This is a genomic window from Leptospirales bacterium, from assembly GCA_019694655.1.
Taxonomy (GTDB): Bacteria; Spirochaetota; Leptospiria; order Leptospirales; family Leptonemataceae; genus SSF53.
In genome coordinates, this window is record JAIBBN010000001.1 from 620,882 (window position 1) to 645,377 (window position 24,496).

21 protein-coding genes are annotated in these 24,496 nt (G+C 60.1%); 13 read left to right on the plus strand and 8 right to left on the minus strand.

The genetic code is table 11. The features are described from left to right. Window positions 1–95: 95 nt before the first annotated feature. A complete protein-coding gene (locus tag K1X75_02955; protein MBX7056998.1) occupies window positions 96–647 on the plus strand; it encodes a hypothetical protein in 552 nt (183 codons plus the stop codon). Window positions 648–716: 69 nt separating this feature from the next. On the opposite strand, the gene K1X75_02960 is transcribed toward K1X75_02955, so the two are convergent. The 3 genes from K1X75_02960 to K1X75_02970 form a co-directional block, all read right to left on the minus strand. Continuing rightward, window positions 717–854 (minus strand): M48 family metallopeptidase, encoded by a 138-nt coding sequence (locus K1X75_02960; GenBank protein MBX7056999.1) that lies wholly within the window; start codon window positions 852–854, stop codon window positions 717–719. Window positions 855–1,128: 274 nt separating this feature from the next. Continuing rightward, window positions 1,129–2,160, minus strand: coding sequence for a hypothetical protein (locus tag K1X75_02965; protein ID MBX7057000.1), 1,032 nt, complete (start codon window positions 2,158–2,160; stop codon window positions 1,129–1,131). A 389-nt stretch (window positions 2,161–2,549) separates the two neighbouring features. After that, complete coding sequence (locus K1X75_02970; protein MBX7057001.1) at window positions 2,550–3,908, minus strand: mercuric reductase; 1,359 nt, start codon at window positions 3,906–3,908, stop codon at window positions 2,550–2,552. Window positions 3,909–4,052: 144 nt separating this feature from the next. On the opposite strand from K1X75_02970, the gene K1X75_02975 reads away from it, so the two are divergent. The 7 genes from K1X75_02975 to K1X75_03005 all read left to right on the plus strand — a co-directional run bounded on the left by K1X75_02975 (window position 4,053) and on the right by K1X75_03005 (window position 11,037). Next, window positions 4,053–7,382 carry a SpoIIE family protein phosphatase gene (locus tag K1X75_02975; protein MBX7057002.1) on the plus strand — a complete coding sequence of 1,110 codons (3,330 nt, stop codon included), beginning with the start codon at window positions 4,053–4,055 and terminating at the stop codon, window positions 7,380–7,382. 14 nt (window positions 7,383–7,396) lie between these two features. Then, entirely contained in the window at window positions 7,397–7,828 is a 432-nt protein-coding gene (locus tag K1X75_02980) for a hypothetical protein (GenBank protein ID MBX7057003.1), read from the plus strand. Between the two features lie 54 nt (window positions 7,829–7,882). Then, window positions 7,883–8,578, plus strand: coding sequence for a hypothetical protein (locus K1X75_02985; protein MBX7057004.1), 696 nt, complete (start codon window positions 7,883–7,885; stop codon window positions 8,576–8,578). A 104-nt stretch (window positions 8,579–8,682) separates the two neighbouring features. Beyond that, a complete protein-coding gene (locus tag K1X75_02990; protein ID MBX7057005.1) occupies window positions 8,683–8,970 on the plus strand; it encodes a DUF2282 domain-containing protein in 288 nt (95 codons plus the stop codon). 14 nt (window positions 8,971–8,984) lie between these two features. Beyond that, window positions 8,985–9,812 (plus strand): DUF692 domain-containing protein, encoded by an 828-nt coding sequence (locus tag K1X75_02995; GenBank protein MBX7057006.1) that lies wholly within the window; start codon window positions 8,985–8,987, stop codon window positions 9,810–9,812. Next, window positions 9,802–10,374, plus strand: coding sequence for a DNA-binding domain-containing protein (locus tag K1X75_03000; GenBank protein ID MBX7057007.1), 573 nt, complete (start codon window positions 9,802–9,804; stop codon window positions 10,372–10,374). The genes K1X75_02995 and K1X75_03000 overlap by 11 nt, the downstream gene beginning before the upstream one ends. Before the next feature lie 63 nt (window positions 10,375–10,437). Then, a complete protein-coding gene (locus K1X75_03005; GenBank protein ID MBX7057008.1) occupies window positions 10,438–11,037 on the plus strand; it encodes a rhomboid family intramembrane serine protease in 600 nt (199 codons plus the stop codon). A 21-nt stretch (window positions 11,038–11,058) separates the two neighbouring features. Here K1X75_03005 and K1X75_03010 read toward each other — a convergent pair whose 3' ends face one another. After that, a complete protein-coding gene (locus tag K1X75_03010) occupies window positions 11,059–12,018 on the minus strand; it encodes a response regulator (GenBank protein ID MBX7057009.1) in 960 nt (319 codons plus the stop codon). A 45-nt stretch (window positions 12,019–12,063) separates the two neighbouring features. Here K1X75_03010 and sfsA point away from each other — a divergent pair, with 45 nt between their 5' ends. The 4 genes from sfsA (at window position 12,064) to K1X75_03030 (ending at window position 18,463) form a co-directional block, all read left to right on the plus strand. Further along, window positions 12,064–12,762 carry a DNA/RNA nuclease SfsA gene (gene sfsA / locus K1X75_03015; GenBank protein MBX7057010.1) on the plus strand — a complete coding sequence of 233 codons (699 nt, stop codon included), beginning with the start codon at window positions 12,064–12,066 and terminating at the stop codon, window positions 12,760–12,762. A gap of 270 nt (window positions 12,763–13,032) precedes the next feature. Then, the gene (locus K1X75_03020; protein MBX7057011.1) at window positions 13,033–15,054 is read left to right on the plus strand and encodes a TonB-dependent receptor plug domain-containing protein; all 2,022 of its coding nucleotides are present in this window, start codon (window positions 13,033–13,035) and stop codon (window positions 15,052–15,054) included. After that, a complete protein-coding gene (locus tag K1X75_03025) occupies window positions 15,029–16,210 on the plus strand; it encodes a hypothetical protein (GenBank protein MBX7057012.1) in 1,182 nt (393 codons plus the stop codon). The genes K1X75_03020 and K1X75_03025 overlap by 26 nt, the downstream gene beginning before the upstream one ends. A 63-nt stretch (window positions 16,211–16,273) precedes the next feature. Continuing rightward, window positions 16,274–18,463, plus strand: a complete 2,190-nt coding sequence (locus K1X75_03030) for a SpoIIE family protein phosphatase (protein ID MBX7057013.1) — start codon at window positions 16,274–16,276, stop codon at window positions 18,461–18,463. Here the strand turns inward: K1X75_03030 and K1X75_03035 are convergent. Next, the gene (locus tag K1X75_03035; GenBank protein ID MBX7057014.1) at window positions 18,443–19,084 is read right to left on the minus strand and encodes a DedA family protein; all 642 of its coding nucleotides are present in this window, start codon (window positions 19,082–19,084) and stop codon (window positions 18,443–18,445) included. The two genes, K1X75_03030 and K1X75_03035, sit on opposite strands and share 21 nt — an antisense overlap. Before the next feature lie 130 nt (window positions 19,085–19,214). On the opposite strand from K1X75_03035, the gene K1X75_03040 reads away from it, so the two are divergent. Further along, window positions 19,215–21,851: a SpoIIE family protein phosphatase gene (locus K1X75_03040; protein ID MBX7057015.1), complete on the plus strand. Its 2,637-nt coding sequence runs from the start codon at window positions 19,215–19,217 to the stop codon at window positions 21,849–21,851. Here K1X75_03040 and K1X75_03045 read toward each other — a convergent pair. The 3 genes from K1X75_03045 to K1X75_03055 all read right to left on the minus strand — a co-directional run bounded on the left by K1X75_03045 (window position 21,848) and on the right by K1X75_03055 (window position 24,477). Continuing rightward, window positions 21,848–22,465 carry a hypothetical protein gene (locus tag K1X75_03045; GenBank protein MBX7057016.1) on the minus strand — a complete coding sequence of 206 codons (618 nt, stop codon included), beginning with the start codon at window positions 22,463–22,465 and terminating at the stop codon, window positions 21,848–21,850. The two genes, K1X75_03040 and K1X75_03045, sit on opposite strands and share 4 nt — an antisense overlap. A gap of 181 nt (window positions 22,466–22,646) precedes the next feature. Continuing rightward, entirely contained in the window at window positions 22,647–23,534 is an 888-nt protein-coding gene (gene cyoE / locus K1X75_03050; protein MBX7057017.1) for a heme o synthase, read from the minus strand. After that, window positions 23,515–24,477: a COX15/CtaA family protein gene (locus K1X75_03055; GenBank protein MBX7057018.1), complete on the minus strand. Its 963-nt coding sequence runs from the start codon at window positions 24,475–24,477 to the stop codon at window positions 23,515–23,517. Before K1X75_03055 ends, cyoE begins: the two co-directional genes overlap by 20 nt. Between the last annotated feature and the right edge of the window lie 19 nt (window positions 24,478–24,496).

Consider the following 24,496-nt stretch of genomic DNA (forward strand, 5'->3'; position numbering starts at 1 on the left):
CGAGAATCGCGTTTGCCACCCGACGCCAGCTTGACGTCAGCGCCGGCCGCGCGATGCCAGGGAGAATAGAGGGGGCGGATAGAATGCGATACCTTGTGGCCACAATCCTACTGTTTCAAATCAGTAGCTGCACTGCGCTATTGGGCGGCGAGGACTCTTCCGATTCGGATGTTGCAATCCTGGCGGCTCTGGCCGCGCTATCCGGCGGCATCTCGATTGGCGGAACCACGACCGGCGATTTGACCGGCTCCTATGGTCTCAGGCTCAGCAATGGCGGGACGACAACCAACGTCGCTGTTTCCACTCTCGGCGCCTTTGTGCTGGCCCGCAACGTGACTTCCGGCAGCAGCTACTCGGTTATATTCACCAGCCAGCCCAATTTCGTAGCGCCCTCTACTTGTAGCGTTGCCAACACGCGCCGCTGCACAATTGCCAACAACACAGGGACCGTCGGCTCGTCCTCCGTTACCAACGTTGCTGTTACTTGCGCAACAATATCGCCCGGCAATTGCAATGCTGTTCAAGATGGATTTGAAACCGCAACCGACTGCGGCGGAACGACTGCGGCGCTCTGTCCCACTGGACGGGCCTGTGTCGCCGGAACGGATTGCCAGTCGCTCACCTGCACGGGGTCGATCTGCCAGTAGGCTCGATAGATTTGCAGCTCTTTGGCTGCAGACTGAAGCGCTTGCGCGGCTGCAATTGCGCAATACAGGCTATTCTTTCCAGATTTCGGGTGCAAGCGGCAACGCATTGATTTCAGCGCGGGCTTCGATACTGGTCGGATAGTGTTGGCTGAGAAGTGCAATAAACCGCTCGTTATGGGTCGGTTCAAGAAGATGCGTCATCATCATGAATGATGACATATTCAACGAGATCTTTTCCAGAGAGTGTGGCATCACAAAATATTGCTATTGAAATGCTCTCCGGGCTTGGAGCCAATATGCTTGCGGAATGGAGTGGAGCTTATGGCGGAGCGTTCCTGGCCGATTCAGGATTTCAAAGCGTGGAGGTCGCCCGGCTGCGTCTACGACGAGTTGCAGGGAGACCGTACGCAAATGCGTACGGTATTTCCAGAGTATGACCAGGGCTTACTCAAAGACCAGAACAGGCGGCGAAGCCGCCTGTCTATCCGCCGATCTGGCCTTCGCCGGCGTTCAACTCCGGCAATGCGACGGTCACTGCGGAGTTCTCACCGGACTTACAGGCCTTGCAGTTGAATTTCGAGTTCTCTTCGATGCGCAGAGCGCGCGCTGCTACAATTCTGGCAGCGAAGCGGTGGCGATCGGGAATTTCGCCGTGAAATGCCGGCAGAGGTCGCGTGCCGTGAAGGGACCCGTGGCAACGGTTATTGTAGTCCTTAACCGCTTCATCTACGGCTTCCTGGAATCCAGCCAGGGTTGTGAATACGCGCTCCTGAATGTACTGACCTTTCAGAATTCGATTTATGGCTTCGGCCATCGAGTTCGAGAAGGTGATGTCCTTCTGGGCCGCCAGCCGACGAACACGATCGGGAGCGCTGTCGGCCAGTTCAGCAAGTTCTCCTTTGTTCTCGGAGCCGTCGTCGACGATGAGATCAAAGGACGAGGGAAGAATATCGGTGTGGCGGTCAAGAACGCCTTCGAAGATCGAGCGCCACAGCGTGGCGGATGCCGGGAAGGTGGCTACGGCAGCCAGAATGCATCTGGAGAAGTTGTCCATCAGGACATGCACATGTACCATGCGGTGATCGCTCAAGAACATGCGCGTGACATCGGTATGCAGGATTTCTCCGGACCTGCCTGCGCGAATTCCGATTGGATGCTTGCGACGGAAGCTCCTGAATACCCGGGAAAGACCGAGTGCGCGACAGAGTTGGTAGATCGAGGATTTGCAGGCTTCGATGCGGCGCTGCCCGGGGCGAATCTGCTGCGAACAGATGCCGAGCGACCGGAGGTACAGGGCTCGCACACTGCCGGAGAGCCGCTGCGCCCTGCTTACAATCCTGGCCCTGGCCAGTCGCTGTTTGGCGCCCTTAAACGAATAGAGCGCCTGCCTGAGCACGCGATTGGCTGCCAGCAATGCGCGATTGTTGCACGAAGCAATGACGGTTTCAGTTGCCGTGGCGGGAAAATATGCGAAAGCGAGAGCAGTCTCTCCGGGGAAACGTGAAACTTTCACGAACGCTACACAGAGGGCAGCTTCCGCGAGTTATTCCGCATCTGACAGAAGAGTAAACTTCAATTTTCTCTTGCACAACTGAAGCAATACTCTTGAATGTTTAAGAATTCATGCGCACAAAAAAACTGCGCATGCTCTTTAATCGGACCTGCAGGCCGGCCGGATTGCCGGCAGCGGAGAGTAGAGTAAAAGGACGGAGTAGATTCGCGTGCGGGACAGGCATGGCCTCCGACCGCGGCGAAGCATCCGGGAGGACAGGCAATTCCGCAGATCGTCTGCGGAATTCAAGATGACGACCGCGCCCCCGCGCGAGGGACGCGCCCGGAAAAGCGCCGGACCGATTTACCGGCAGGCCGCGCCGGTCAGGGCGCCCGCCCGCCGCCCCTGGCCTAAGCCAGGGTCTCCAGTATAAACGGCAATAGCTCGCTGACGGTGGGATGCACAAGCACGGCGCGCTGCATCTCTTTGACGGTCAGTCCGGCATAGAGATAGGGTGCAAAGTGGTTGATGATCTCGTCGCCGCCGACGCCCAGAATGGTCGCGCCCAGAAATCGTTCGCTGTTCTTCTCTACCAGAATCTTAATGGAACCTTTAGTTTCGCCCATCTCGCGTGCGCGGTTGATGCGCTCCATGGGCCGCTGCGCCAGTCGGTAGGCAATGCCGCGCGCCTGTGCGTCCTTTTCATTCAGGCCAATGCGCGCCAGCGGCGGATCGGTGAACATGGCAAAGATTGGCTGACGATCGCTGACTTTCGTTTGGCGGCCCTGCCAGTTAGCGATCATTACCTGGCCGTCGTGCACGGCGGTGTGTGTGAAGGCGCCGCGGCCATTGACGTCGCCCAGGGCAAAGATGCCAGGCGCGCTGGTCTGGAGATATTCATCGGTCTCGATAAAGCCCTGAGCATTGCAACGCACGCCGGCCGCCGCCAGATTCAACTTTGCGGTATTTGGACTGCGACCGACGGCCGCCAGCAGATGCGAGCCGCTGATGGTCTGGCTGCTGCCGCCGTGCTCATAACGGATCTCGATTGGCGAGGTTCCCTGCACCGACTGAATCTTGACGCCGCTGTGGATGACCATGCCTTCTTCCTCCAGCATGCTGCGCACCTGTGTGCAGATGTCGTCATCCTCGCGCGGCGTAATCTGTGGCGCAGCCTCCAGCACCGTAACCTTTGAACCCAGTCGACGAAAGACCTGGCCAAACTCCAGACCGATGTAACTGCCGCCCAGAATCAGCAGGTGCTCGGGAAGCTCTTTCAACTCCAGAAGTTCGATGTTGGTCATGACGCCGCTCTGGGCGAGACCTGGAATATCCAGCAGACGCGGCGAAGCGCCAACGTGAATATAGATGCGCTCGCCTTCCATTTCCTGATCGCCAACCTTCACGCGTCGCTCGCCGCTGAAGCTGGCCCAGCCGGCATAGAAGTCGATATTTGCCTCCGATTTCATCCATTCAGTTAGCCGATCGCGATTGCCATGGCGGATGCCGTTGACCCGCGCCATCACCGCCCCAAAATCGATCTGTGGCGAGCCAGCGTGGACGCCATATTCCGCTGCGCGCCGGATCAGCTGCGCCACGCGTGCGCTGGCCACCAGCGTCTTGGTCGGCGTGCAGCCGTTGTTGACGCAGGTTCCGCCTACCGAGGCGCCCTCGATCACCGCAATCTTCTGACCGCTGGCCAGCAGCGGCGGCAGGATTGTCGTGCTGGCCTGTCCGGTTCCTATCAAAATATGATCGTAGTGTTTCATGTTTGAGCTCCGCATCAAGGGACGCAGACAGCGGCGAAGGGTTTCAAAGAAGTGTTAAAAGCCATGGTCGAAAGCGCGGCTCATTCGCTTGACGAGATCGAATGCATGGCTCAACAATCGCGCCCTGCGCATCGGCTTGCTGCCATGAGGTCCTTTTTCCACTCCCACTTCAATACGACGAGCTGGCTGGCGGCGCTGCTGCTCTGCCTTGCGCTGGGCGCCGGAAGCTGCGGCAAGGGGGGTGCGCCGCGGACAGCGCCGCGCGCTGTGAATGGCGTGCTCGATTTGCGCCATTGGGACTTTGCCGACGAGGGGCCGGTCAGGCTGGACGGGCAGTGGCATTTCTATTTCAACCGACTGCTGGACCCAGCGCAGGACGCAAGGGGCCTTGCACTTGAGGGCGGCGAGTTCGTTGAAGTTCCAAATAGCTGGGTCGATTCGGAAAAGAAGCGGCCGCCCTTTGGCGCCGCCAGCTACGCGCTGACCATTTTGCTTCCGCCGCACAGCGAGGGCCTGATGCTCTACCAGCGTCAGGTGGATACGGCGATGCGACTCTACGCCAACGGGCAGGAGGTCGGAGAGAGCGGAAATCCCGCGCTGGATGAAAGTCGCGCCCGGCCGCAGGTAAGCGTCCAGCTGATTGCGCTGCCGCCTACGCCAGCTGCGCAGCTGCGCTTGCTCTATCATACATCGAACTACGCCAATGATTCAGCAGGCATCTGGGAGAGCATCGATCTGGGGCCGGCGGCGCAGATTGTATCGCGCCGCGAGGGCAAACTGCTTTCCGACTACCTCCTGTTCGGCGCTCTGATTCTGGCCGCGGTCTACCACATTGGATTGTTTGTGAGCCGGCGCAGCGATTTGCCGGCGCTGCTTTTTGGACTCTTCTGCCTGGACATGGCGCTGCGCATTCCGGTTACCGGCGAGACAACCATCCACCGCTTCCTGCACGATCTGTCCTACGAACACTACAAGATGATCGACCATTTTCTGGTCTACGTCGGCGGCCCGCTCTTTGCCGCTTTTGTGGCGCTGCTCTTTGGCGGTCGACTCAAGCGCTCGCTGATTCTCTTTTCCTCGCTAACGGCGCTGCCCTGCATTGTGGCCCTGCTGGTCCTGCCCTCGCGCAGCTTCATTCCAATCTTTCCTTACTATTTCATCAGCCTGCTGATCGTTTTCCTCTGGCTGATCACCGCCCTGATCCTGGCCTCCGCCCGTCGCCAGGAGGGAGCGCTGTTCTCGCTGCTGGGGCTGCTCTTTTTTATCGCTACCATTATCAATGACTTTCTGGCCTCGCGACTGATCATACACAGCGCCTACATCTTGCCGCTTGGCCTGTTTGTTTTCATCTTCTCCCAGGCCTACATGCTCAGCCGGCTCTTTGCTCGCGCTTACAATACCGCAGAAAAGCTCTCGCTGCAGATGCAGCAGCGTAACGTCGAGCTGCAGCGCCTGGACCAGTTGAAGGATGAATTCCTGGCCAACACCTCGCACGAATTGCGCACGCCCTTGCATGGCATCGTTGGCATTTCCGATTCGCTGCTGGGCGGCGCCGCCGGCGAAACCAGCGCCGTGATGCGGCGCAATCTGCAGTTGATCAGCGACAGCGGTCGTCGTCTGGCCAGTCTGGTCGATGACATCCTGGATTTCTCGCGGCTGCGCAACCGCGATCTGGAATTGCGCCGTCGTCCAGTGGACATTGCATCGGCCATTGATGTCGCACTGGCGCTTTCCCAGGGACTGGTGGGAGCGCGCCAGCTGCGGCTGGTCAATCAGGCGCCGGGTCTCTATGTTGATGCCGACGAAGATCGACTGGAACAGATTCTGCTCAATCTGATTGGCAATGCCATCAAGTTCACCGCCAGCGGCGAAGTGCGCATTGAAGCAGGACGCGATCCAGAACAGCCAGCGATGATTCGCATCAGCGTGCTTGATACCGGCATTGGCCTGCCCGAAGATCGTCTGGAGTCGATCTTTGATTCTTTCACGCAGGCCGATGGGTCCATCGGTCGCGAATACGGCGGCGCCGGCCTCGGGCTTTCCATCACGCGCAGTCTGGTGGAACTGCACGGCGGAAAGATTTCTGCGCATCGGCGCGCCGAAGGCGGAAGCGAATTTCGTTTTACATTGCCGGCTGTGGAAGCCGCCGAGCTCTCCAGCGCCGCCGCCGAAGAAGCAAGCGCGGCGCAGCATCTGCGTCTTCTGCCATCGATTGCGCCAGCCGAAGGCGCGCCGTCGGTCCATGAGGCGGCGGCAGAGTCGGCGGCCAGCGCTGTAGCGCCGGCCGAGAGTGCGCCTCGCGAGGCTGTCCTTGCCGAGGAGCGGCCCGCTCATATCCTGATTGTTGATGATGATCCCGTCAACCTGCAGGTGCTGCGCAATCATCTCTCCATGTCCCAGTACCTGGTGCGCGAGTGCGCCAGCGGTCAGGAGGCGCTGGCCGCGCTGCAAGAAGCAAACTTCGATCTCATTTTGCTCGATGTGATGATGCCGCGGCTTTCCGGCTATGAGGTTTGCCGCATTGTACGCGAATCCTTTTCTACAACCGAACTGCCAGTCATACTTTTGACGGCGCGAAATCGCGTCAGCGATCTGGTGACTGGCCTGGAAAGCGGGGCCAACGACTATCTGGTGAAGCCTTTCGACGCCCAGGAATTGCAGGCGCGCGTGCGCACGCTACTGGAGTTGAAGCGCGCTGCAGCATCGCAATCGCACCTGGCCATGTTGCAGGGCGAGCTGGCGGTAGCGCATCAAATTCAGCAATCGCTCCTGCCGCGCGCGCTGCCGCCAACGCCTGGCCTGCGCATCGCCGCACGCTACCAGCCAATGACCGGTCTGGCTGGCGATTTTTACGACTTCTGTCCGACCGATGACGGCGGCATTGGCTGCATTGTCGCTGATGTTTCGGGCCACGGCGTGCCGGCAGCGCTGGTCGTATCAATGCTCAAGGTCACGCTGTGGTTTTTTCAGCAGGAGTTTGGCGCGCCGGATGCATTGCTGTACAATATGAATCAAGCGCTGCTGCGCAACACCGGATCAGAGTTTGTGACGGCGGCCTTTGCCTGGATCGACCGGACGCGAAGCAAATTGCTGCTGTCCAATGCCGCCCATCCGCCGGTCTACTTGCTCCGCGCCGCCGACGGCGAGCTCCTGCGTCTTAAACCGGCGGGCGCCTTGCTGGCTGTATTTCCCGAAATTGATCTGCAGCTGGCGCAGGTCGATCTGGCGCCCGGCGACCGTATTGTCCTCTATACAGATGGCGTCACCGAAGCTATCAACAGCGGCGATGAGATGTTTGGCGAGGAGCGTCTGGAACAACTGCTGCGTCAATCCCTGGCCCTGGACGCCGAGCAGTTTGCCGCGCAGCTCTTTGATACTGTCTTGAATTGGACCGGTGATACTGTCCATCTGGCGGATGATTTTTCTTTTGTCGTGATTGACGTCCTATCTCAGGACGCAGGGCTCGGGCCATAATTTCTGGGGGAGTTATGGATACATTGAAACAATCGCAATTGAAAGCAGGCGCACTGTTGCTCTTTCTGGGCATGCTCACCGGCATACTGGTCTCGGCGGGGATGACGCACAAAATTCCGGCCGACGGCCGTATCATGCTTGGCTCGCACCTCAACGCCATTCTGGGCGCTTTCATGCTCTTTGGCTATGCGCTCTCGCTGGCACACTTGAAGTATGAACTGAAGACGCTGCGCTTGATCGGCAACCTGCTGGTGCTGGCCAACTTCAGCAACTGGCTGATCACGGCGATCAAGGCCTTCCCGGGAGTGCACGGCATTGACTTTGACGCTGATCCAGTCAACAACGTCGTATTTGTTGCGCTGACCTTCCTGGTGGTGCTGCCCACCCTGGCCGCAACCGGACTGTGGTTCTTTGGCTTTGTGCGCGGCGGCGCCGCCTCCCGCTAATAGCGGAAGCGATTGACAGGGCGGGCGATCGGCGCGCAGTCGCGCAAGCCCGCCATGCTGCTGCGAACAATCATTACAATCCTGTTACTGCAACTGGCGCTCTGTTCCAGCCACAATGAACCGGGCGCGCCGGTCCCTTCCGGACGGCGCAGCCTGCAACGCGATTTTCAAGAACATCGCGATCCCAGCGGCCAGTTATGGATCGAACGCAAGCAGGTAATTCAGGAAGATGCATACTACGACGTGGCCTTTCCGTGGGTGCGCGAGGCTGATTCCGATGCGTTGCGCCAGTCAATCAACGCCTGGGTGGACCGCAATGCTTTACAGCCGCTCAAGCTGCACGCCGGGGCAAGCTATGGAAAGTTGAGTATTGCATACGGAATCAGACTGGCCCCTGGCCGCTGGTTGAGCATTGCAGTGGTATCCATTCACTGCGCCGATTGTTCACAGCCTGAGATCCATCTTGACGGAGCGCTCTGGTCCTTGAGCGATCAGCGGCAGATTGCGCCGACCGAATTGCTGCGCGACGGAGCGGCGCTGGCGACGCTGCGCAGTCGCGCTTTGCAGGCCATGGGCGAGGCGGAGAGTGCGGCGTCGGCCAATGCTGCGCTGCTGCTGCAAAGTTCTGGCCTCTGCCTGGCGCTGGCGCCGCAGCAGGGGCTGGCCGAGAACGCGCCCGTCTACTGCTTTGATTCTGAGCAGATCCAGGATTTGCTTTCGGCGCAGGGCAAGGAGATGCTTGCCAGGTAGGGCTTGCGGCCTGGCGCCCTGAGCAGCGCATTTTTTTGCTGCAACGGAGCGGCTGCTGCCGTCTCCTGTCCCGCAGCGCCGCATTGCGCGGGCTGGAGGAAACGATGGCAGGATCGAGCAATTGGACCAAACGGGTGGCAGCGGCGGCGCTGGTCAGCAGCGCACTTGGCGGAAGTCTTGCCTTTTGTTCTCCCTCAAACGGCGGCCATCCCGAGGCCAGCGAGTGGCAGGGTACAGAACGCTGCGCCGGCGTAGCGCGCGCCGGAAAGAACGACTGCAGCACCAGCGCCCACAGCTGTTCCGGCCAGGCAAGCGCCGACAATGTTGCCGGCGAATGGATCAGCGTACCCAAGGGTCTTTGCGAAAAGATTGCTGGCGGGCGCGTGATCTAAGGATTGTTACGGCCGTGGCCCTCAGCGGCGTTGGCCTGGGCTTTCGCTCCGAATACTTTGATGAACTTTTGCAACTGGCGGACGAGGGCGATGAACGTCGTCCGCAGTGGCTGGAGATTCTGATCGACAATTTTGCCGACGGCGAACGTCGACAATGGCTGGCGCTGGATGAACTGCGCCAGCGTTACAACCTGGCCTTTCACTGCACGGGTCTGGATATTGGCGGGGCCATGCCTCTGGACCGCGAACGCCTGCTGCGCATCGCCGACATGATGCGCCGCCTGCAGGCGACGCAAGTATCGGCGCACCTCTGCTGGACGGCGGCCGCCGGACGCTTCAGCCATGAACTGTTGCCGCTGCCGGCTACGGAAGAGAGTCTAAAGCGCGTAAGCGGCCGCGTGGCCCAGGCCCAGGAGTGGCTGGGCGCGCCCCTGATCCTGGAGAATGTCAGCGCCTGTCTGCGGCCCGTGGGCGAAATGGGCGAGGGCCAATTCCTGGCAGCCTGCGCCCGGCGCAGCGGCGCCCGATTGTTGTTGGATATCAATAATTTGTTTGTGAATTTCCACAATTTTGGCGAGGATCCGCGGCAGATTCTGGACTGTCTGGACGCCGCTTCAGTTGCCATGTATCATATCGCCGGCTATCAGGATCTTGACGGACTGCTCGTCGATAGCCATGGAGCGCCCGTGGACGGCGCGGTCTGGAAGCTCTGGCAAGCGGCCCTTGAGCGCATTGGTCCGCGGCCCCTGTGCCTGGAGCGCGATCAGAACCTGCCGCCGCTTGAGGAGCTGCTTGGCGAATTGCAACAGGCGCGCGCCCTGATGGTTGAGCATGCGGCTTGATGATTTTCAACGCGAATTCATGGCGCTGATCTCGTCCGTGGATGCGCCCCTGGCGCTGCGCAACATTTCGCCCGAGCTGCGCAGCGCGCTTGGCGCCGGGCTTTCCGACGAAGAGTTGCGCCGTCGGCTGCAGATTTACATCAATGGCGCGCAGCGCGCCATTGGTCGCAGCCTGGCCGAACAATTCCCGGCATTGCGCGCCCTGCTGGGCGCCGTTGAACTGGATGCCTTGATTCGCCGCTTTGCCGCCGAAAATGCCGCAGGTTTTGCCGAGCTGCCGCTTTGTGGCGCTCCCTTTGTTTCCTTTCTGGCCGCCGAACTCTCCGCCCAACGTCCGCGCTGGCTGCTGGATGTGGCGCAGCTGGAATCGCTCTCTTACCAGATGCAATTTGCCGCAGACGGCGAGACCCTGGAGCTGCAGTTTTCCAGCAACGCCGCCGAGCTGCGCGAGTATGCCCTGGGCGGCGGCGTCGATGCGGCGCCCGATCCCCAGGCCGCCTGCACTGTGCGCATCGTGCGTCAGCCAGAGGGGCCGCGCATCTACTGGCGTCGCGTTTCCTGAGTCCTCACAGCCTGCACCTCGCGCCGTCTTGACAGGCGCACGACGCCGCTGAAATTTGCGCCAATGATTTCCACGCTCTTGATCATCGCTGTGAACCTTGGCATCACGCTCTGGGGCTTCGAGGCCCTGCAGCGCGGCGACCGACGCGCCTTGTTCATTCCCTATGAAACGGCGCAGGGGCGCAACTGGGAAGGCGTCTTTCTGTCCATGTTCACCCATGCCAACTGGGCGCACTTTGTGTTCAATATGCTTTCCTTCTATTTTTTTGCTCCGCTGACGGCGCAGGCGATGGGCGATATCGCCGCCGTCATTCTCTACCTGGTGGCAGGCGTGGGCGGCTCGATTCTGGTTTATATTGTACGTCACAAAGATCCGCGCTACAGTTGTCTGGGGGCCAGCGGCGCGGTCAGCGGCATTATCTTCGCTTCGATATTGTTTCAGCCCCAGATGAATATCTATTTCATGTTCGTTCCGCTGCCCATTCCGGGGCCGATCTATGCGTTGCTTTATCTGGCGCTGACCTACTACATGATGAAGCGCGGCGGCGACGGCATCAGTCACGAAGCGCATTTTGGCGGGGCCATCACTGGCATTGTCGCCGCCATCGTGACCGATCCGGGCTCGCCTGCCAGGTTGCTCCAGCGCATGCTCAATCTGTTCTAGTATATTGCCAGCGCTCTTGGGCTAAAGGGCGTCGCTTGCTGCGAGCGGCTGGCCGCCGCCCAGACTTGTGGCGCGAACGATATTGCCGGCGCCCTGGTAATCCAGAGCGGCAAAGGAGTGCTCGCGGGCCAGGGCAATGCCGCGGCCGTGCAGATCAAAGGCGCGGTCGGCAGAGAGCGTCAGGTAGGGGCGATGGTCGAATCCCTGACCCATATCCTCGATTTCGAAAAGCTTATTGGGACCCTCGCGCCAGAATCGCAGCGTTGCGTAGCGCTGACTGTAAGGCGCTTCCTCCAGTCGCGCCTGCAGAAAGTCATCCAGTTCGTTGCTGCGCAGCAGCGAACTCTTTTGCTGGTAGCTGATCTCCAGGTTGCCGTGTTCAATGGCGTTGGTGAGCAGCTCCATTAAGCCAAAGCGCAGTCGCGCCGGATCGCTTTCCAGATGACTCAACCAGCGACTGAGGCGCAGCGCTTCTGGCGGTCTCTGCACCCGAAACTCGCCGCGTTCCATATCCAACACTGCCATACGCAGTTCATCAATCTCTTCCGCCGATTGTTGCAGGGCGCGAAATTGATCAAAGGCGGCGCCGACCGTGGCCAGCAGCAGCGGCGGCTGCACCGGCTTGGTCAGATAGTAAAAGGCGCCGGCGGCAATTCCCTGGCGAACAAACTCCGCCTCGCTGTGCGCCGTCAGCATGATTACTGGCATCAGTCGTCCGCGTGTGTTAGCCTTCAGCTCGCGCAGCAGCGACACCCCTTCGCCGTCAGGCAGCGTCCAGTCAAGAATCAGCAAGCAGGGCGCCGGATCAAGCTCCAGCAGATGACGACGCGCCTCGCCAAGCGTTCCCAGTTGCAGGATGGGCAGGTTGCGGTAGCGGCTCTCCAGCAGGCGCGTGATCAAGCCAACGATGGAAGGATCGTCGTCTACCAGCGCTACCGGGGCCTGCATGGCGCAGAGCAAGAGATTGCAGCGTCCGGTCAATCGCGAAGCGATTGGCGCCGCGCTTGATTCTCCGCGTCCTGTCTTGTGTACTACTCCGCGCCTTTGACCGAAGCGCTGCTCTTGCGGCGCTACAAACGCTTTCTGGCCGATGTGCGCCTGCCGGATGGAAGCACGCAAACGGTTTTTTGTGCTAACCCTGGCAGCATGCGCACCTGCCTGGGCGAAGGCTGGCGCGCACGCATCTCAGATAGCGGCCCAAATTCAAAGCGCAAGTTGCGCTACACGCTGGAGCAAGTGCACAACGGCCGATGCTGGATTGGCGTCAAAACACACCAGGCAAATTTTGCCGTGCGCGAGGCCTTGCAGCAGGGGCGCCTCAGGGAACTGGGCGCTGTGACCATGCTGAAGAGCGAGGTGCAGGTATCGGCGCACAGTCGACTGGACTTTGCTTTGCGACTCAATGGCCGACCGTGCTACCTCGAAGTAAAGAGCGTCTCAATGTGCGAGGGCGGCGTATATTACTTTCCGGATGCGCCCAGCGCGCGCGCTCGAAGGCACCTGAGTGAAATGAGCGCCTTGCACGCTCGCGGGGCGCGCGCCATCTTGCTGTTCTTGATTCAACGCAGCGATGGTCGTTTGCTGCGTGCGGCGGAAACAATTGATCCGGCCTACGCTCGCGCATTGCGTCTTGCAGCTGCGGCCGGAGTCGAAGTGCGCGCTTATCGCCTGCAGCTGGGCGCGCGCCGCCTTCGCCTGGCAGGCCCGGTGCAAATAGAGCTGTAGACCGCTGCACGCGCTTGACTGCAAGGGCGCTGCCAACAGCGTTGGCGACATCTCCAGGGAGGAAGTGGGGTGCGCCGGCATGGCTGGCAATTCCCCCGCTGACGCGCAACTGTAAGATGCCGTTCTATTCGGCGTCGTAGCCAGATCTTCCCCGCGGATCGCGTCTCGCGTACAGACGCGCCGCATCTCGCGCTCTTAGCAGGCGAGGGGGCCCGGGAGATTTCCGGGCAGTTCGCTCGCAACAGAGGGGAGATGCAATCGCAATCATTCGTGTGGCTTGCCAGTCTTGGCCTGCTTCTGGCTTTGCCAGGTCTGGCGCTGGCCGAAGACTCGACGCTTACCGATCCAGTTGAAGTTACGGCGCCGCGCAGCGATGACGATCCGCAGCTGCGTTCCTCGGCTGCGACCGTCATCGAAACCGATCAGGTGCGTCGCGCCCACGCCAGCCTGGGCGAGGCTCTCGATGGTCAGGCCGGTCTGCGCGTGCGACGCTATGGCGGCGAGGGCGCCTACGAGACGCTTTCCATTCGCGGCGCCAATCCCAATCAAGTAAACTTCTACATAGATGGCATTCCGCTCAATAACGCCGTCAGCGGCGAGGTGAATCTGGCCGACTTCAACCTGGACGCTTTCGAACGCGTCGAGGTTTTTCGCGGCGGCGAATATCCCGGCTCGCCCATTGGCGGCGCTGTGAATCTGGTTACGCGCCATGCCGGCGGCGTATCGGGCGGCCGTTTGCGCGCCGAGGGCGGTTCCTTTGGCAGCTACGCGCTGGCTGGCGGCGCCTGGGGCGGCGAAACGCTGCGTTACGCGGCCTCGGCGCGTGTGGCCCGTTCCGACCAGGACTACCCCTTCCACAATGACAATGGCACCCCCAACCTGAACTACTTCGATGATTTTGAAGACCAGCGCCGCAATGCCGGCTATCGTTCGCTGTATGCAACTATCAATCTGGGCTTTGATGCCCTCGGCGCACAGTGGACGGCGCTGAACGATCTGAGCTACCGCAAGAACGGCGCGCCGGGCCCGGCCAGCGCTCAGACCACGGCGGCCAACCTCGCCTCCTTTCGCAATACCAGCGGCCTGGCCGCCGACTGGCGCGGACTGGGACTGGAGGCCCTGCGACTGCAAAGTCGCCTCTATTATACGGAATACCAGACGGACTTTGAGGACCCGCAGCAGGAAATTGCCGGACCCGGCGGCGGAAGCGAAGCGCGGCTACAGCATTTCGGCTGGATTGTGGAGCCCTGGCTCTACCTTCCTGAATACTACCAAACAATAAAGTTGTACTTATCGATCGAACGCGAGATCTACCATGCCGACCAGCGCAACCGTTACGATCAGCGACTGCAAAAATTTCCGACGCGCACCCGGCATACGAGCCTTGCTCGCCTGGAGGACCTCTTCGAATTCTTCAATGCCAGGCTGCGCTTGACGCCGGCCTACGAGTGGCGTCGCACGCTGGACCGTTTTCAGGACGCCGCCCAGAATATCCGCAACCTCAATCCAATTGGCGCCGAACGACGCAAGCTGGAATACGACAGCCTGCGTCTGGGCGCAGCACTGGCCCTCTGGCGCGGAGAGGCGCTGCGTGTTGAGCTGCGCGGCGCGGCGGAGCGCGGTCGAAGGATGCCGCTGTTCCTTGAACTTTTTGGCGAACGCGGCAGCATTCTGGGCAATGCGACGCTTCGCCCGGAGCAGTCGCGCAGCGCGGAGCTGGGGCCCTTTGTACAATGGCAGCAGAGCCTCTGGCTGGCCGAGCTTTCGGTCGCCGCTTTCCACCGCAGCGTGCGCGACCTGATCTTGCTGACGCCCAATTCGCAGTTCAGCCTGCGCGCCGAGAATGTGGATGCCGCGGACTTCCGCGGACTGGAGTCCTCGCTGCGTATCGAGCGCAAGGAAAGCTTTCGATTCTATGCAAACTATACGTATCAGCGCGCCATCAATGCCAGCTCGGTAGCTTATCTGCGCGGCAAATACCTGCCGCTGCGGCCGCTGCACGAACTGCAAAGCGGACTTACGCTTTTGCCTTCGCCCTTTGAAATTACGCTGGAGGCGACCTTTGTTGGCGCCGTGTATCGCGATCGCACCAACGAGCCCTTCAGCTATCTGCCCGGCCGCTGGATTTACAACTTTGTCCTCGGCTGGTCGATTCTGGGCGCAGCCCAGGAAAAGGAAGAACTGCTGGCCAACTTCGAGGTGCGCAATGTTCAAAATACGCGCGTTGCCGATCTGGTCAACTATCCGCTGCCCGGAAGGAGTTACTATGCTTCGCTACAGTATCGCTTTTGATCTGCGCCGCAGGCTGCCGCTTTGCAGCCTGCTGTTTCTGTCATCGATCTTGCCTGGCTGCGGGCCATTGAGCGACATTCCGCCGCCTACGCTCTTTGATTTTCTGGCGGGCGGCGCGGGCGGCAATCGCATTGGCGTGGTCTCCAGCGATCTGGGCGCGGCCGGACGCTTTTCAACAATGACCCTGGAGGGCGCTCCGCTGCCCGGCTTCACTTCCATTCATTCCGACGCGGTGGCTCGCTCCTTCGATGGTCGCGTCTACATTGTGAACCGGCTCAATCGCGACAATATTCAGGTGCTGAATCCGGCGCTCTTCTACCAAACCGAGGCGGAGTTCTCCGTCGGCGCGGGGGCCAATCCGCATGATATCGCCGTAGTCTCGCCTTCGCTTGCCTTTGTTTCGCTGTATCGAAGCAGCGAGGTGCTGGCGGTTCATCCCTCCGCCGGTCTGATCCTCTCGCGCATCTCGCTGGCCGCCTTTGCCGATCCCTTTGATGGCATTCCCGAACTGGATTCTCTGTACTACGAGGCAGGCCGCCTGTTTGTAAGCGTGCAGCGTCTCAACCAGAATGATCCCGTATTTGTCCGACCCCCAACCGATTACTCTTCGCTGGTGGAGATTGACGCCGCCAGTTTGATGCCGGTTGCCGAGTACCGAATGCCGGCGCTCAATCCCTTCAGCAAGCTCCGTCGCGCCCAGCTGCAGGGTCGACCCGTACTCTATGTTGCTGCGCCGGGTTATTTTGGCTTCAACTTTCGCCTGGATGGCGGCGTGGTCGCATTTGATCTTTCAACGCGCAGCTTTTTTCCCCAATTGCTGTACTCCGAAAGCGCGGCAGGCGGCGACATCGTTGACGTTGCAATCAGCAACGATCAACAGGGCTATGCGCTGGTGTCCTACGCCGACTTCTCGCATTCCATCCAGCGCTTCAATCCCTCCAACGGGCAATTTGTCAGTCAGCTGGCCTATTTCCCGTCCACTGGCGGCTACGTAGCCGGCTTGCTTTTGACCGATAGCGGCGTACTGGCAGCGGCCATCGCCAGTTTTGCCAGCCCTGGCGTGGTCCTCTTTGACACCAACAGCGGCGACCGTCCGATCACGCCGGCGCCGATCAATGTTGGTCTGCGACCGCTGGACCTGGTCTATGTTCCCTGAGCGCGCGCCGGCTTCTTCTGGCCGAATTGGTATTGCCAGTATGGGCGGCGCGCATCAGGCTCCATGCCGAGATCCCTTGTGCTACTGTTCAGCCGTCACGCCGTCTATTTCTTTGCTGTCTTTCTGCTTGCTGTCTATTTTTGCGCTTACCTGCTGAGTTCGCAGCGCAGCGCCAGGCAATCGACGCGCAGCCTGGTTCTCTACTTTGCAATCATTGCCATCTGGTCGGCGGGCTGGGTGGCGTATCTTTCCTGGCTTGATCCGCGCGCCGCCTACTCTGTCCATGTCCACAGCATTTTTGTTCTGGCGCCGGTTTTCTGGCTTCGCTTTGCCTACGCTTATCCCTTTCGAATGCGTAGCGTCGAAGCGCGCTGGCTGCCGCGCATCTTTCTACTGATCGCCTTGCTTGACTACGCCTGGACCCTGGCGGAGATGCACGCTTTCCCTGTCGTCTTCCATTCTGAATGGGGAGTCTATCGTCTGCAGGGCCAATCCGCGGCCACCGCCGTCTCGGGAATCTTGCAATTGCTGGGCATCGCCTGCTCCCTGGTAGTTTTTGTCCGTCGCGCACGCAGCGCCAGACTCAGCGGCGCGGTGACGCGCGCCCGCAGTTTGCGCTACTTCGCCTGGATCAGCGCCGCGCAACTTTCGTTGGTCGTCGCCTATGTGGCCTACCTGCAAGGTTTGCTGGGCGTAAGCAGCTACCGCTTCTTGCTCTCCATGGGCTGCATTGGCATTGCGCTCTTTGCCTTTGACGCCTACTTCAACAATGCGGCCATCCCCTCAACGCTGCGCGCCCGGCTTTCGTCGATCATGCTGGCCCTGCTGGCTTTTTTGACCTGTGGACTTTTCTATTTTCTTTCGCCCGACTACGAACGCGCCAGCGCCCAGCGCATCAGCGATCGTTTTGCCAGTACGCCGCTGGCATTCTGGCGCGACGGCAACGAGCGGACGCTGCCTGACTATGCTCGGCGCGCCGCCGACGGTCGTCTTTTGTTTGGCGACGCCCGACAGCTGCTTCCGCCGCGACTTCCCTGCGCCCAGCAATACTGCTATGTCTCTGCCGATTGGAACGACCCGCGGCAGATCTATCTGGCCGGCGCTGTCGCCTGTCCCTCGCATTGTGCGCCGGACGACCGGCGCTGTCGCCCGGAGCTCTGCGAGGCGGGCCTGCGTTATGTGGATCTGCGCGAAGAATATGAACATCGGCCGGCGATGCGCTTTATTGTGGCGCTGCTGCTGGCCGCGGCGGCGGCGTTGCTGATCACTCCGGCCTTCTTTCAACGCGGCCTGCTGTCGCCGCTGATGCGTCTGCTGGAGGGAGTGCGGCGCGTGGATCGCGGCGATCTGGGCGTTCACATTGCCGTTAGCGCTCGCGACGAAATTGGCCGCGTCACCGGCTCTTTCAACGGAATGGTACACTCGGTGCGCGAAGCCAGAAGTCAGCTGCAGGGTTACGCTGCACGACTGGAAGAAATGGTACAGGAAAAGACGCGCGAATTGCAGGACGCCCTGGAAGGAATTCGCCGCGACATGAACCTGGCGCGGAAGATTCAGGAGCAAACCCTGCCGGCGCCGGTCAGCGATCCCGGCATTCAGTTTGCGGTCCGCTATCATCCGCAGGCCGAGGTAGGCGGGGACCTCTATGATATCTGTAAGATCGGGCCGGATCGATACCGGCTTTTCCTGGCCGATGCTACAGGCCACGGCGTGCGGGCGGCGCTGATTACCATGGCCATCAAGGGCGAATACGAAAGTCTGAAACGCAGCGAGCAGTCCCCCGAGGCCCTGCTGGCCGCCTTGAATGAGAACTACCGACAAAAATTCGCCGCGCTGGGGGCCTTCTTTACCTGTGTCCTGGCGGACATTGATCTAAAGCAAAGACAGTTGAACTTCCTTTCCGCCGGTCATCCCACGCAGCTCTTGCTGCGCGGGGAACAGACCATTGCGCTGGAAAAGACGGGCATCATAGTGGGCGTAAGCTCCGATGCCGCCTATGGCGCCCGACAGTACCCCCTGCAGCCCGGAGACCGTCTGCTGCTCTTTTCCGATGGGCTCTTCGAGCAATTCAATGCCGCTCGCGAACTATTTGGCGAGCAGCGCGTGGCGCGCAGCGCTGCGGCCCTGGCGGCAGTCGACCTCGAACGGATGGTCGATGCGCTGCTGGAACAGGTGCGCAGCTTTGCCGGAAGCGCGCCGCGCGAGGATGATGTCGCTATTCTGGCGGCGGAGCTACTGCGAGACGTCGCTTGATTTTTGCTGCTTTTCGGCGCGCGCTTTGCGCCAGGCTCGAAGGACAAAAAAGAGCGCTGCCAGAATCACAGCGCCAATGATAAATGACTCCGCAGTTTTTACGCGCTGGATCACCTGGTGGAATTGGTCGCCAAATATCCAGACAATATAGACAATGGCAGGCACGCTGATGGTTGCCGCGCCGCCATCGTAAAGCAAGAGGCGCCAGTAGGGAATGCCCATCATGCCTGCGGAAAAGAAGGTCGGGGTGCGCAGCCCGGGCATGAAGCGCGCAGCAAAAAGAATCTTCTGACCGTGCTTGTGAAAGCTTTCCTGTACGCGCGCAAAGCGCTCTGGATGCAGCAGCTTGCGAAAAAAGGGAATGGTCAGAAGGCGCTGCCCGTAGCGCGCGCCCATCCAGAAAACAAAGGAGTCGCCAATCATTACGCCGGCAAAGGATACTGCTACCATCAGGTGCACATCCGCTTTGCCGTAGTAGGCAAGCAGCGCCGCCGCAAAGAGACTGACATCTTCTGGAACTGGCACGCCAAGGCCCGAAGCCAATAGACTGCCAAAGATTGCCAGGTACGCTGGCGGACCATCCAGGCTGATCAAAAAGGCGTTCAAGTATTCTGTAACCATATTTCGAAGCAGTCGTCCAAAATCGAATCGCGACGAAGTTGAACCTCGAAGCTGATGCGTCAAGCCTTGCCGCTTGCAGAACCATCAGTAAAGTCATTGCCAGTCTTGGCGGCGCTTCCGGGAATCTGGCATGCGAAGGCTCAAGCTGGTTGCTGGCATTGCCCAGCTGCTGACGGCAGGCGCACTGTTTGCGGCGCCAGGCAGTCCGTCGAATCGCCCCGCGCCGGCGCTGCTTTCCAACTACCGTCATACGCTTGATCTGGACAGCGCTGGAGTCGGCGCAGACTGGCTGGTCCGTGCGACGCCGCCGGCTGATCTGACCGACTCGCTTTTCCCGGAGGACGGCTGGCATCCTTTTCGGGTGCCGTCTTACGCCAGCGACTACGCCGAACTGGCCAGTGAGATAAAAGACCAGGCCTTGCCCGAACTCTGGCTGCGACGTGAAATCCTTTTGCCGGCAGGTCCGGCGCCACAACTCTCAATTCATTTGAGTCGTATCAATGATCGCGACCGAGTTTACTGGAACGGAACGCTCATCGGGCAGAGCGGAGCGTGGGGGGCGCGCGTTGCCTCCGCCTACGATCGCGAGCGAACCTATGCGATTCCCGAATCGCTGGTTCGCGGCGGACAGATCAACACCTTGCTGGTGCATATCCAGGGCTACAATGCAGCGTATGTCGGTTTCGATCAGGGCGGCTTGCAATTTGGTCCGACGGAGCTGATTTACCAGGCCAGCCAGCGGCGTTTGCTGCTCGTCATTTCCTTTGCAGTCGCTTACTTTGTTGTTGGACTCTACTTTCTTTTCTTGTTTGTGCGTCGCCGCCAGGAGCGCGAAAACTTTTTGTTCGCGCTCTTTTGCTTCACGGTGGTAGTTTTCCAGCTGCTCAAGGAGCAGATCAAATACCAGAGCGGCTTGAGTTTTCTGAGCTTGAAACGCGCCGAATTCGTCTGCTTGTATACGCTTGGTCCGCTGTTCTATCTCTTCTTACGCAGCTACTTTGATTTGCGCGTCTGGCAATTCCGTCGCTGGCTGGACGGCGGCGCGATTGCGGGGTCGCTGCTTTGCGCCGCGGCGCTTGGCTACACGCTGCTGAATGACGATCCCGACGCCTGGTGGAAAGTGCAGAGCGTCCTGATCGTGCCGGTTGCCTGGCCGCTCTTGAATATTGCCATGGCATCGATCCTGGTTTTCAAGGCGGTCCGCGGCGACAGCGACGCCCGTTTGATGCTGGGCGGCTTCATCGCTCTGTTTGTCGGCGTCTTGACCGATCAACTGATATCCTTTGGCGTCCTTGCCATGCGTCCGATCTTTGGCTACCTGTTCAGCGCCTTCATCTTCATGGTCGCCATTATACTATCCAATCGTTTTCTGCGTCTGCACCGTGAAGTCGAGGACCTGAACCAGAATCTGGAAAAGAAAGTCGCTGATCGCACCAGACAGCTGCAGGAAACGCTCTCTGAAGTGAATTCGCTCAAGGTCCAGCAAGACGGGGACTACTTTCTAACCTCGCTGCTTCTGCAGCCGCTTGGCGAAAATACGGCCATCGACCCGCGCGTCCGCGTCGAGTTCCTGGTGCGGCAGAAGAAGCGCTTTCGTTTCCGTCACTGGCAGGCTGAGATTGGCGGCGATCTGTGCGCCGCCCATGATATCAGCCTCGGCGGCCAGCGCTATACGGCGGCCATCAACGCCGACGCAATGGGCAAGTCCATTCAAGGCGCAGGCGGCGCGCTGGTGCTGGGCACGGCCTTCAAGTCGATGATCATGCGCACCCAGCACCACGCGGACTACCAGCGCAAGTCGCCGGAGCGCTGGCTGATGGATTGCCTTCTTGAACTTCAAGATATCTTTGTTTCTTTCGACGGTAGGATGCTGGTCTCCGCCTTCCTATCGCTCACCGAGCAACGCAGCGGCGCTTTCTACTATATCAATGCCGAGCATCCGCGGCCGGCGCTGCTGCGCAAGGGCGTCGTCGAGTACCTTGGACTGGAAAGCCAGCTGTTGCGCAAGCTGGGGGTTGAGCACGCCGATCTGGCGCCGATGGTGGCGACCTTCGCCCTGGAACCGGATGATATCTTGATCATGGGCTCCGACGGACGCGATGATTTGCATATCGCCAACGACGAACAAGGTCGACGCATCATCAATGAGGACATGGATCTGTTTCGGCAGATTGTTGCCGAAGCAGGCGGGGATTTGCGCGGCATTCACGATGGGCTGGTGCGGCGCGGCATTCTGACCGACGATCTGACGCTGCTGCGCTTGAGCTATTGTGAAGATTGGAGCGCAGCATCGCGGACGACATTCGACGACAGCTGGACGAAAGCGATTGCCGAAGCGCGACGCTTGTGGCAGCTTCGCGACTTTGCGGCAGCCGCCGAAGCGCTGCAATCGGCTCGAAAATCCGGGCTGGATTTGCCGCGCGAGGCTCTGCTGATCGCCGCCGATTGTGCGCTGCGCTTGCGCCAGGGCAAGGAGGCGTTGCAGCACGCAATGGCGGCGCTGCAAATGCAGCCTGCCGATAGCGACGCTCTCTATCGCGCCTCACAGGCGGCCCGTCTGGCCGGCGACTTCCAGCTGGCAGTGGAGCTGGGCGAGCGGCTGCGTTTGCGTCGACCGCTGGATGGAGCGGCGCTGGCATTGCTGGCCGATTCCTGTCGACGCTGCGGCGATTCCCGTCGCGCCAGCTCTCTTTTGGAGCGTGCGCTGCAAATCGCGCCTGAGCATCAGGCGGTGCAGCAGATTCAGCGTTCCTTCCAGGCGCGCTAGAGAAGTTGCCGCAAGGCGTCGCTGAGCTTATCCCGGAAGTGGAGGCCGCGAAAGCGCTTATCGCTGGGATTGACCACAAAGGTATTGCGGACCTGCCCATCGGCCGCGGTGTCAATCAGCGCTTCGAGAATATCAATCTCCATCATCGATAGAATTTGCGCCAGGGCCAGCAGCAGGCCGCGACGGTCGCGGCCGTGGACAGTGATGCGCGGCAGGGAATCATCCAGATCAAATTCCACCAGTCCGCCGCCGCTGGCGTTGCGTTGCGGCGCGTCGCCGCGGCTTTGCAAATAGTCCAGCACGGAGATGCGCTCGAACAACAAGCGTTCGAAGTCATCCATCATGTGTTCGATCTTCAGGTCGTCGATCTTGCCAACGGAGGCGCCAGGTCGTATCACAAATCGGTCCTGAATCTGCAGATTGGACAGGGTGCAGATGTCGGCGTGCAGGATATCCCAGCCGTGGTGGTAGAGCACCGCGCAAAGCCGGTAGAGGATCTCCGGCGCATCGTGCATATTTTCGGCGGTCAGCAGATAGTCGCCGTTTTCATTGCGCGAGAGTCTGACATTGAGCCGGCCTGTATTGCGCTGATAGGGTTGAGCGTAGATCAACATGCCATTCCTCCACGGCGACTGCGCCAGCGCAGTCTTTAGGGCGCGTCCCTGGTAAGATCCAAGCAAAATGCGTGCCTGAACCTGGAGGCCTCCGGCGCCTGAAAAGCAGGCAAGTCGCCGTCAAAAACGAAGGGCCAGAATGCAGGGCGCCCAGAAAAGCTCCTGGCGTCTGAATTTCGTTTCAGCCCGACAGACGCTGCAGACGCAGAAAGAGTTCAATGGCCATGGCCAGGTGCCATACCAGCATGTGAGTGATGGTAACAAAAAATACGCCCAGCGGCGCCGGTCCGCCTGCCGGCCGCAGTCGAAACATCAAGATGAGAGTCAGGCCGCCGACCAGCAACGAGGGAATCGCAAATATCGGTCCGGCAATTTGCATTGGAATCCAGCCCAGCAGTATGACCAGCAAGAGAGCGAACTGATAGATGCGCATCTGGCGCAGCGTAGCCTGCGGACCGCGCGCAACCGGAAGGATCGGGAAGCCCGCGCGCTCGTAATCCTCGCGATAACGCAGACCAAGACACCAGAAATGAGGCGGCTGCCAGATGAACAGCAGCAAGAACAGGTAGAGGCCGTTGATGCTGATGGTTCCGCGGGCGGCGGCCTCGCCAATCAGCGGGCCAACTGCGCCGGCGACGCCGCCCAGTACCGTGTTCAAGGACGTTCGCGGCTTGAGCAGCCAGGTGTAGATGAATACATAGTAAAAGAATGAACCGACGGCAATGATCGCAGCCAGCGGATGCACAAAAGTCCAGAGTATTGCCAGTCCCAGTCCGAGCATTGTCGAACCAAGCACATAAGCCGCCTCGCGCGCAATCAAGCCAGCCGGCAACGGGCGCAGCCTGGTGCGTTCCATCAGCGCATCCGTTCGAACTTCAAGGATCTGGTTGTAAACAAAGGAGGATAGCGCCGTGAGGTAGGTTCCCAGCATCGTCAGGATAATGGTCTGCAGGGAGGGAATGCGCGCGCCCAGCAGCAATCCAGGGGCCACAGTTATCAGAATCGACAGTCCAAGTCCCGGCTTGAGCAGCCGGTAGAACGCGCGCAGATCAAGCCGGGCTTCGTTCAAGGCGCATCTCCAACCAGAGCATCCAGGCTCCAAGGAAAATGATATAGGCGACAATCGAGTGCAGCACGGTGATCGTTACCGGCACATAGTGCAATACATTCAAGGCCCCGATCAGAATTTGCAGCAGGATCGCGCTGAGTATAAACCACGCCATTTTGGCCTGTCGCGGCGGCCAGCGGCGCCATTCCGACTGGACAATGAGTACAATAGCCAGGATCAGCAAGGCGTAGGCGCCAAAGCGATGGCTGAGATGCTTTTCCGTTGCGCCAATCATGGGCGGCAAATAGACTGGAGTTTGCGTTACCCCGCCATCGCCGCGGGCTACATCCTCATAGTAACAGGCCGGGAAGGCCGGGCAAACCAGACCGGCTTGATTGGCGCTGACGCGGCCGCCCAGAAAAATCTGGATGAACACTGCGCCGACAAAAATGCCGGCGGCGATCATCGACAGCCGGTCGCCAACTCCTGCCGCCTCCGGTCGAAGCAGGCGCAAGAGCTTCTGTCGACAGTAGACCAGGTAGGCCAGAAAGAGAACGGCATTCAGCAGATGCGATTTGACCACGTAAGCGTCGAGCTGCTCGGTGATCGTCCACATTCCCAGTAGAACCTGCAGGAGAAAATGAATCGTGGCCAGAATCATCGGCCACAGCAAACGCCGGCGAATCTCTGGCCAGCGCAACGTGAGGCTCAGCGCGGCGAGCATGGCCAGCCCGGAGAAAAAGCCGAAATAGCGGTGCACCACCTCAAGGGCCACCTTGTAGTCGCGGCCCCAGGGCGCTACCTTGCCGTGGCAAAGCGGCCAATCCGGGCAGGCCAGACCAGCGTCTTCAGCGCGCACCAGCGGACCAAGGGCCATGGTCAAGAGCGAGAATACGATGGCAACTTCCACCACTGTGCGCATGCGTCGCAGTCGTTTGGATTCCTGTGGTCTATTCTGTTCCATGCTTGAGCGGATCAGGACC

What these genes read in the sequence shown, in the direction of transcription:
- K1X75_03025 (MBX7057012.1), top strand. Translation starts at nt 15,029, where the DNA reads ATGCTTCGCTACAGTATCGCTTTTGATCTGCGCCGCAGGCTGCCGCTT.
- K1X75_03045 (MBX7057016.1), bottom strand. Translation starts at nt 22,465, where the DNA reads ATGTTGATCTACGCTCAACCCTATCAGCGCAATACAGGCCGGCTCAAT.
- K1X75_03035 (MBX7057014.1), bottom strand. Translation starts at nt 19,084, where the DNA reads ATGGTTACAGAATACTTGAACGCCTTTTTGATCAGCCTGGATGGTCCG.
- K1X75_02985 (MBX7057004.1), top strand. Translation starts at nt 7,883, where the DNA reads ATGCTGCTGCGAACAATCATTACAATCCTGTTACTGCAACTGGCGCTC.
- K1X75_02960 (MBX7056999.1), bottom strand. Translation starts at nt 854, where the DNA reads ATGATGATGACGCATCTTCTTGAACCGACCCATAACGAGCGGTTTATT.
- K1X75_02980 (MBX7057003.1), top strand. Translation starts at nt 7,397, where the DNA reads ATGGATACATTGAAACAATCGCAATTGAAAGCAGGCGCACTGTTGCTC.
- K1X75_03055 (MBX7057018.1), bottom strand. Translation starts at nt 24,477, where the DNA reads ATGGAACAGAATAGACCACAGGAATCCAAACGACTGCGACGCATGCGC.
- K1X75_03030 (MBX7057013.1), top strand. Translation starts at nt 16,274, where the DNA reads ATGCCGAGATCCCTTGTGCTACTGTTCAGCCGTCACGCCGTCTATTTC.
- K1X75_03040 (MBX7057015.1), top strand. Translation starts at nt 19,215, where the DNA reads ATGCGAAGGCTCAAGCTGGTTGCTGGCATTGCCCAGCTGCTGACGGCA.
- K1X75_02990 (MBX7057005.1), top strand. Translation starts at nt 8,683, where the DNA reads ATGGCAGGATCGAGCAATTGGACCAAACGGGTGGCAGCGGCGGCGCTG.
- K1X75_03000 (MBX7057007.1), top strand. Translation starts at nt 9,802, where the DNA reads ATGCGGCTTGATGATTTTCAACGCGAATTCATGGCGCTGATCTCGTCC.
- K1X75_02970 (MBX7057001.1), bottom strand. Translation starts at nt 3,908, where the DNA reads ATGAAACACTACGATCATATTTTGATAGGAACCGGACAGGCCAGCACG.
- K1X75_02975 (MBX7057002.1), top strand. Translation starts at nt 4,053, where the DNA reads ATGAGGTCCTTTTTCCACTCCCACTTCAATACGACGAGCTGGCTGGCG.
- K1X75_03005 (MBX7057008.1), top strand. Translation starts at nt 10,438, where the DNA reads ATGATTTCCACGCTCTTGATCATCGCTGTGAACCTTGGCATCACGCTC.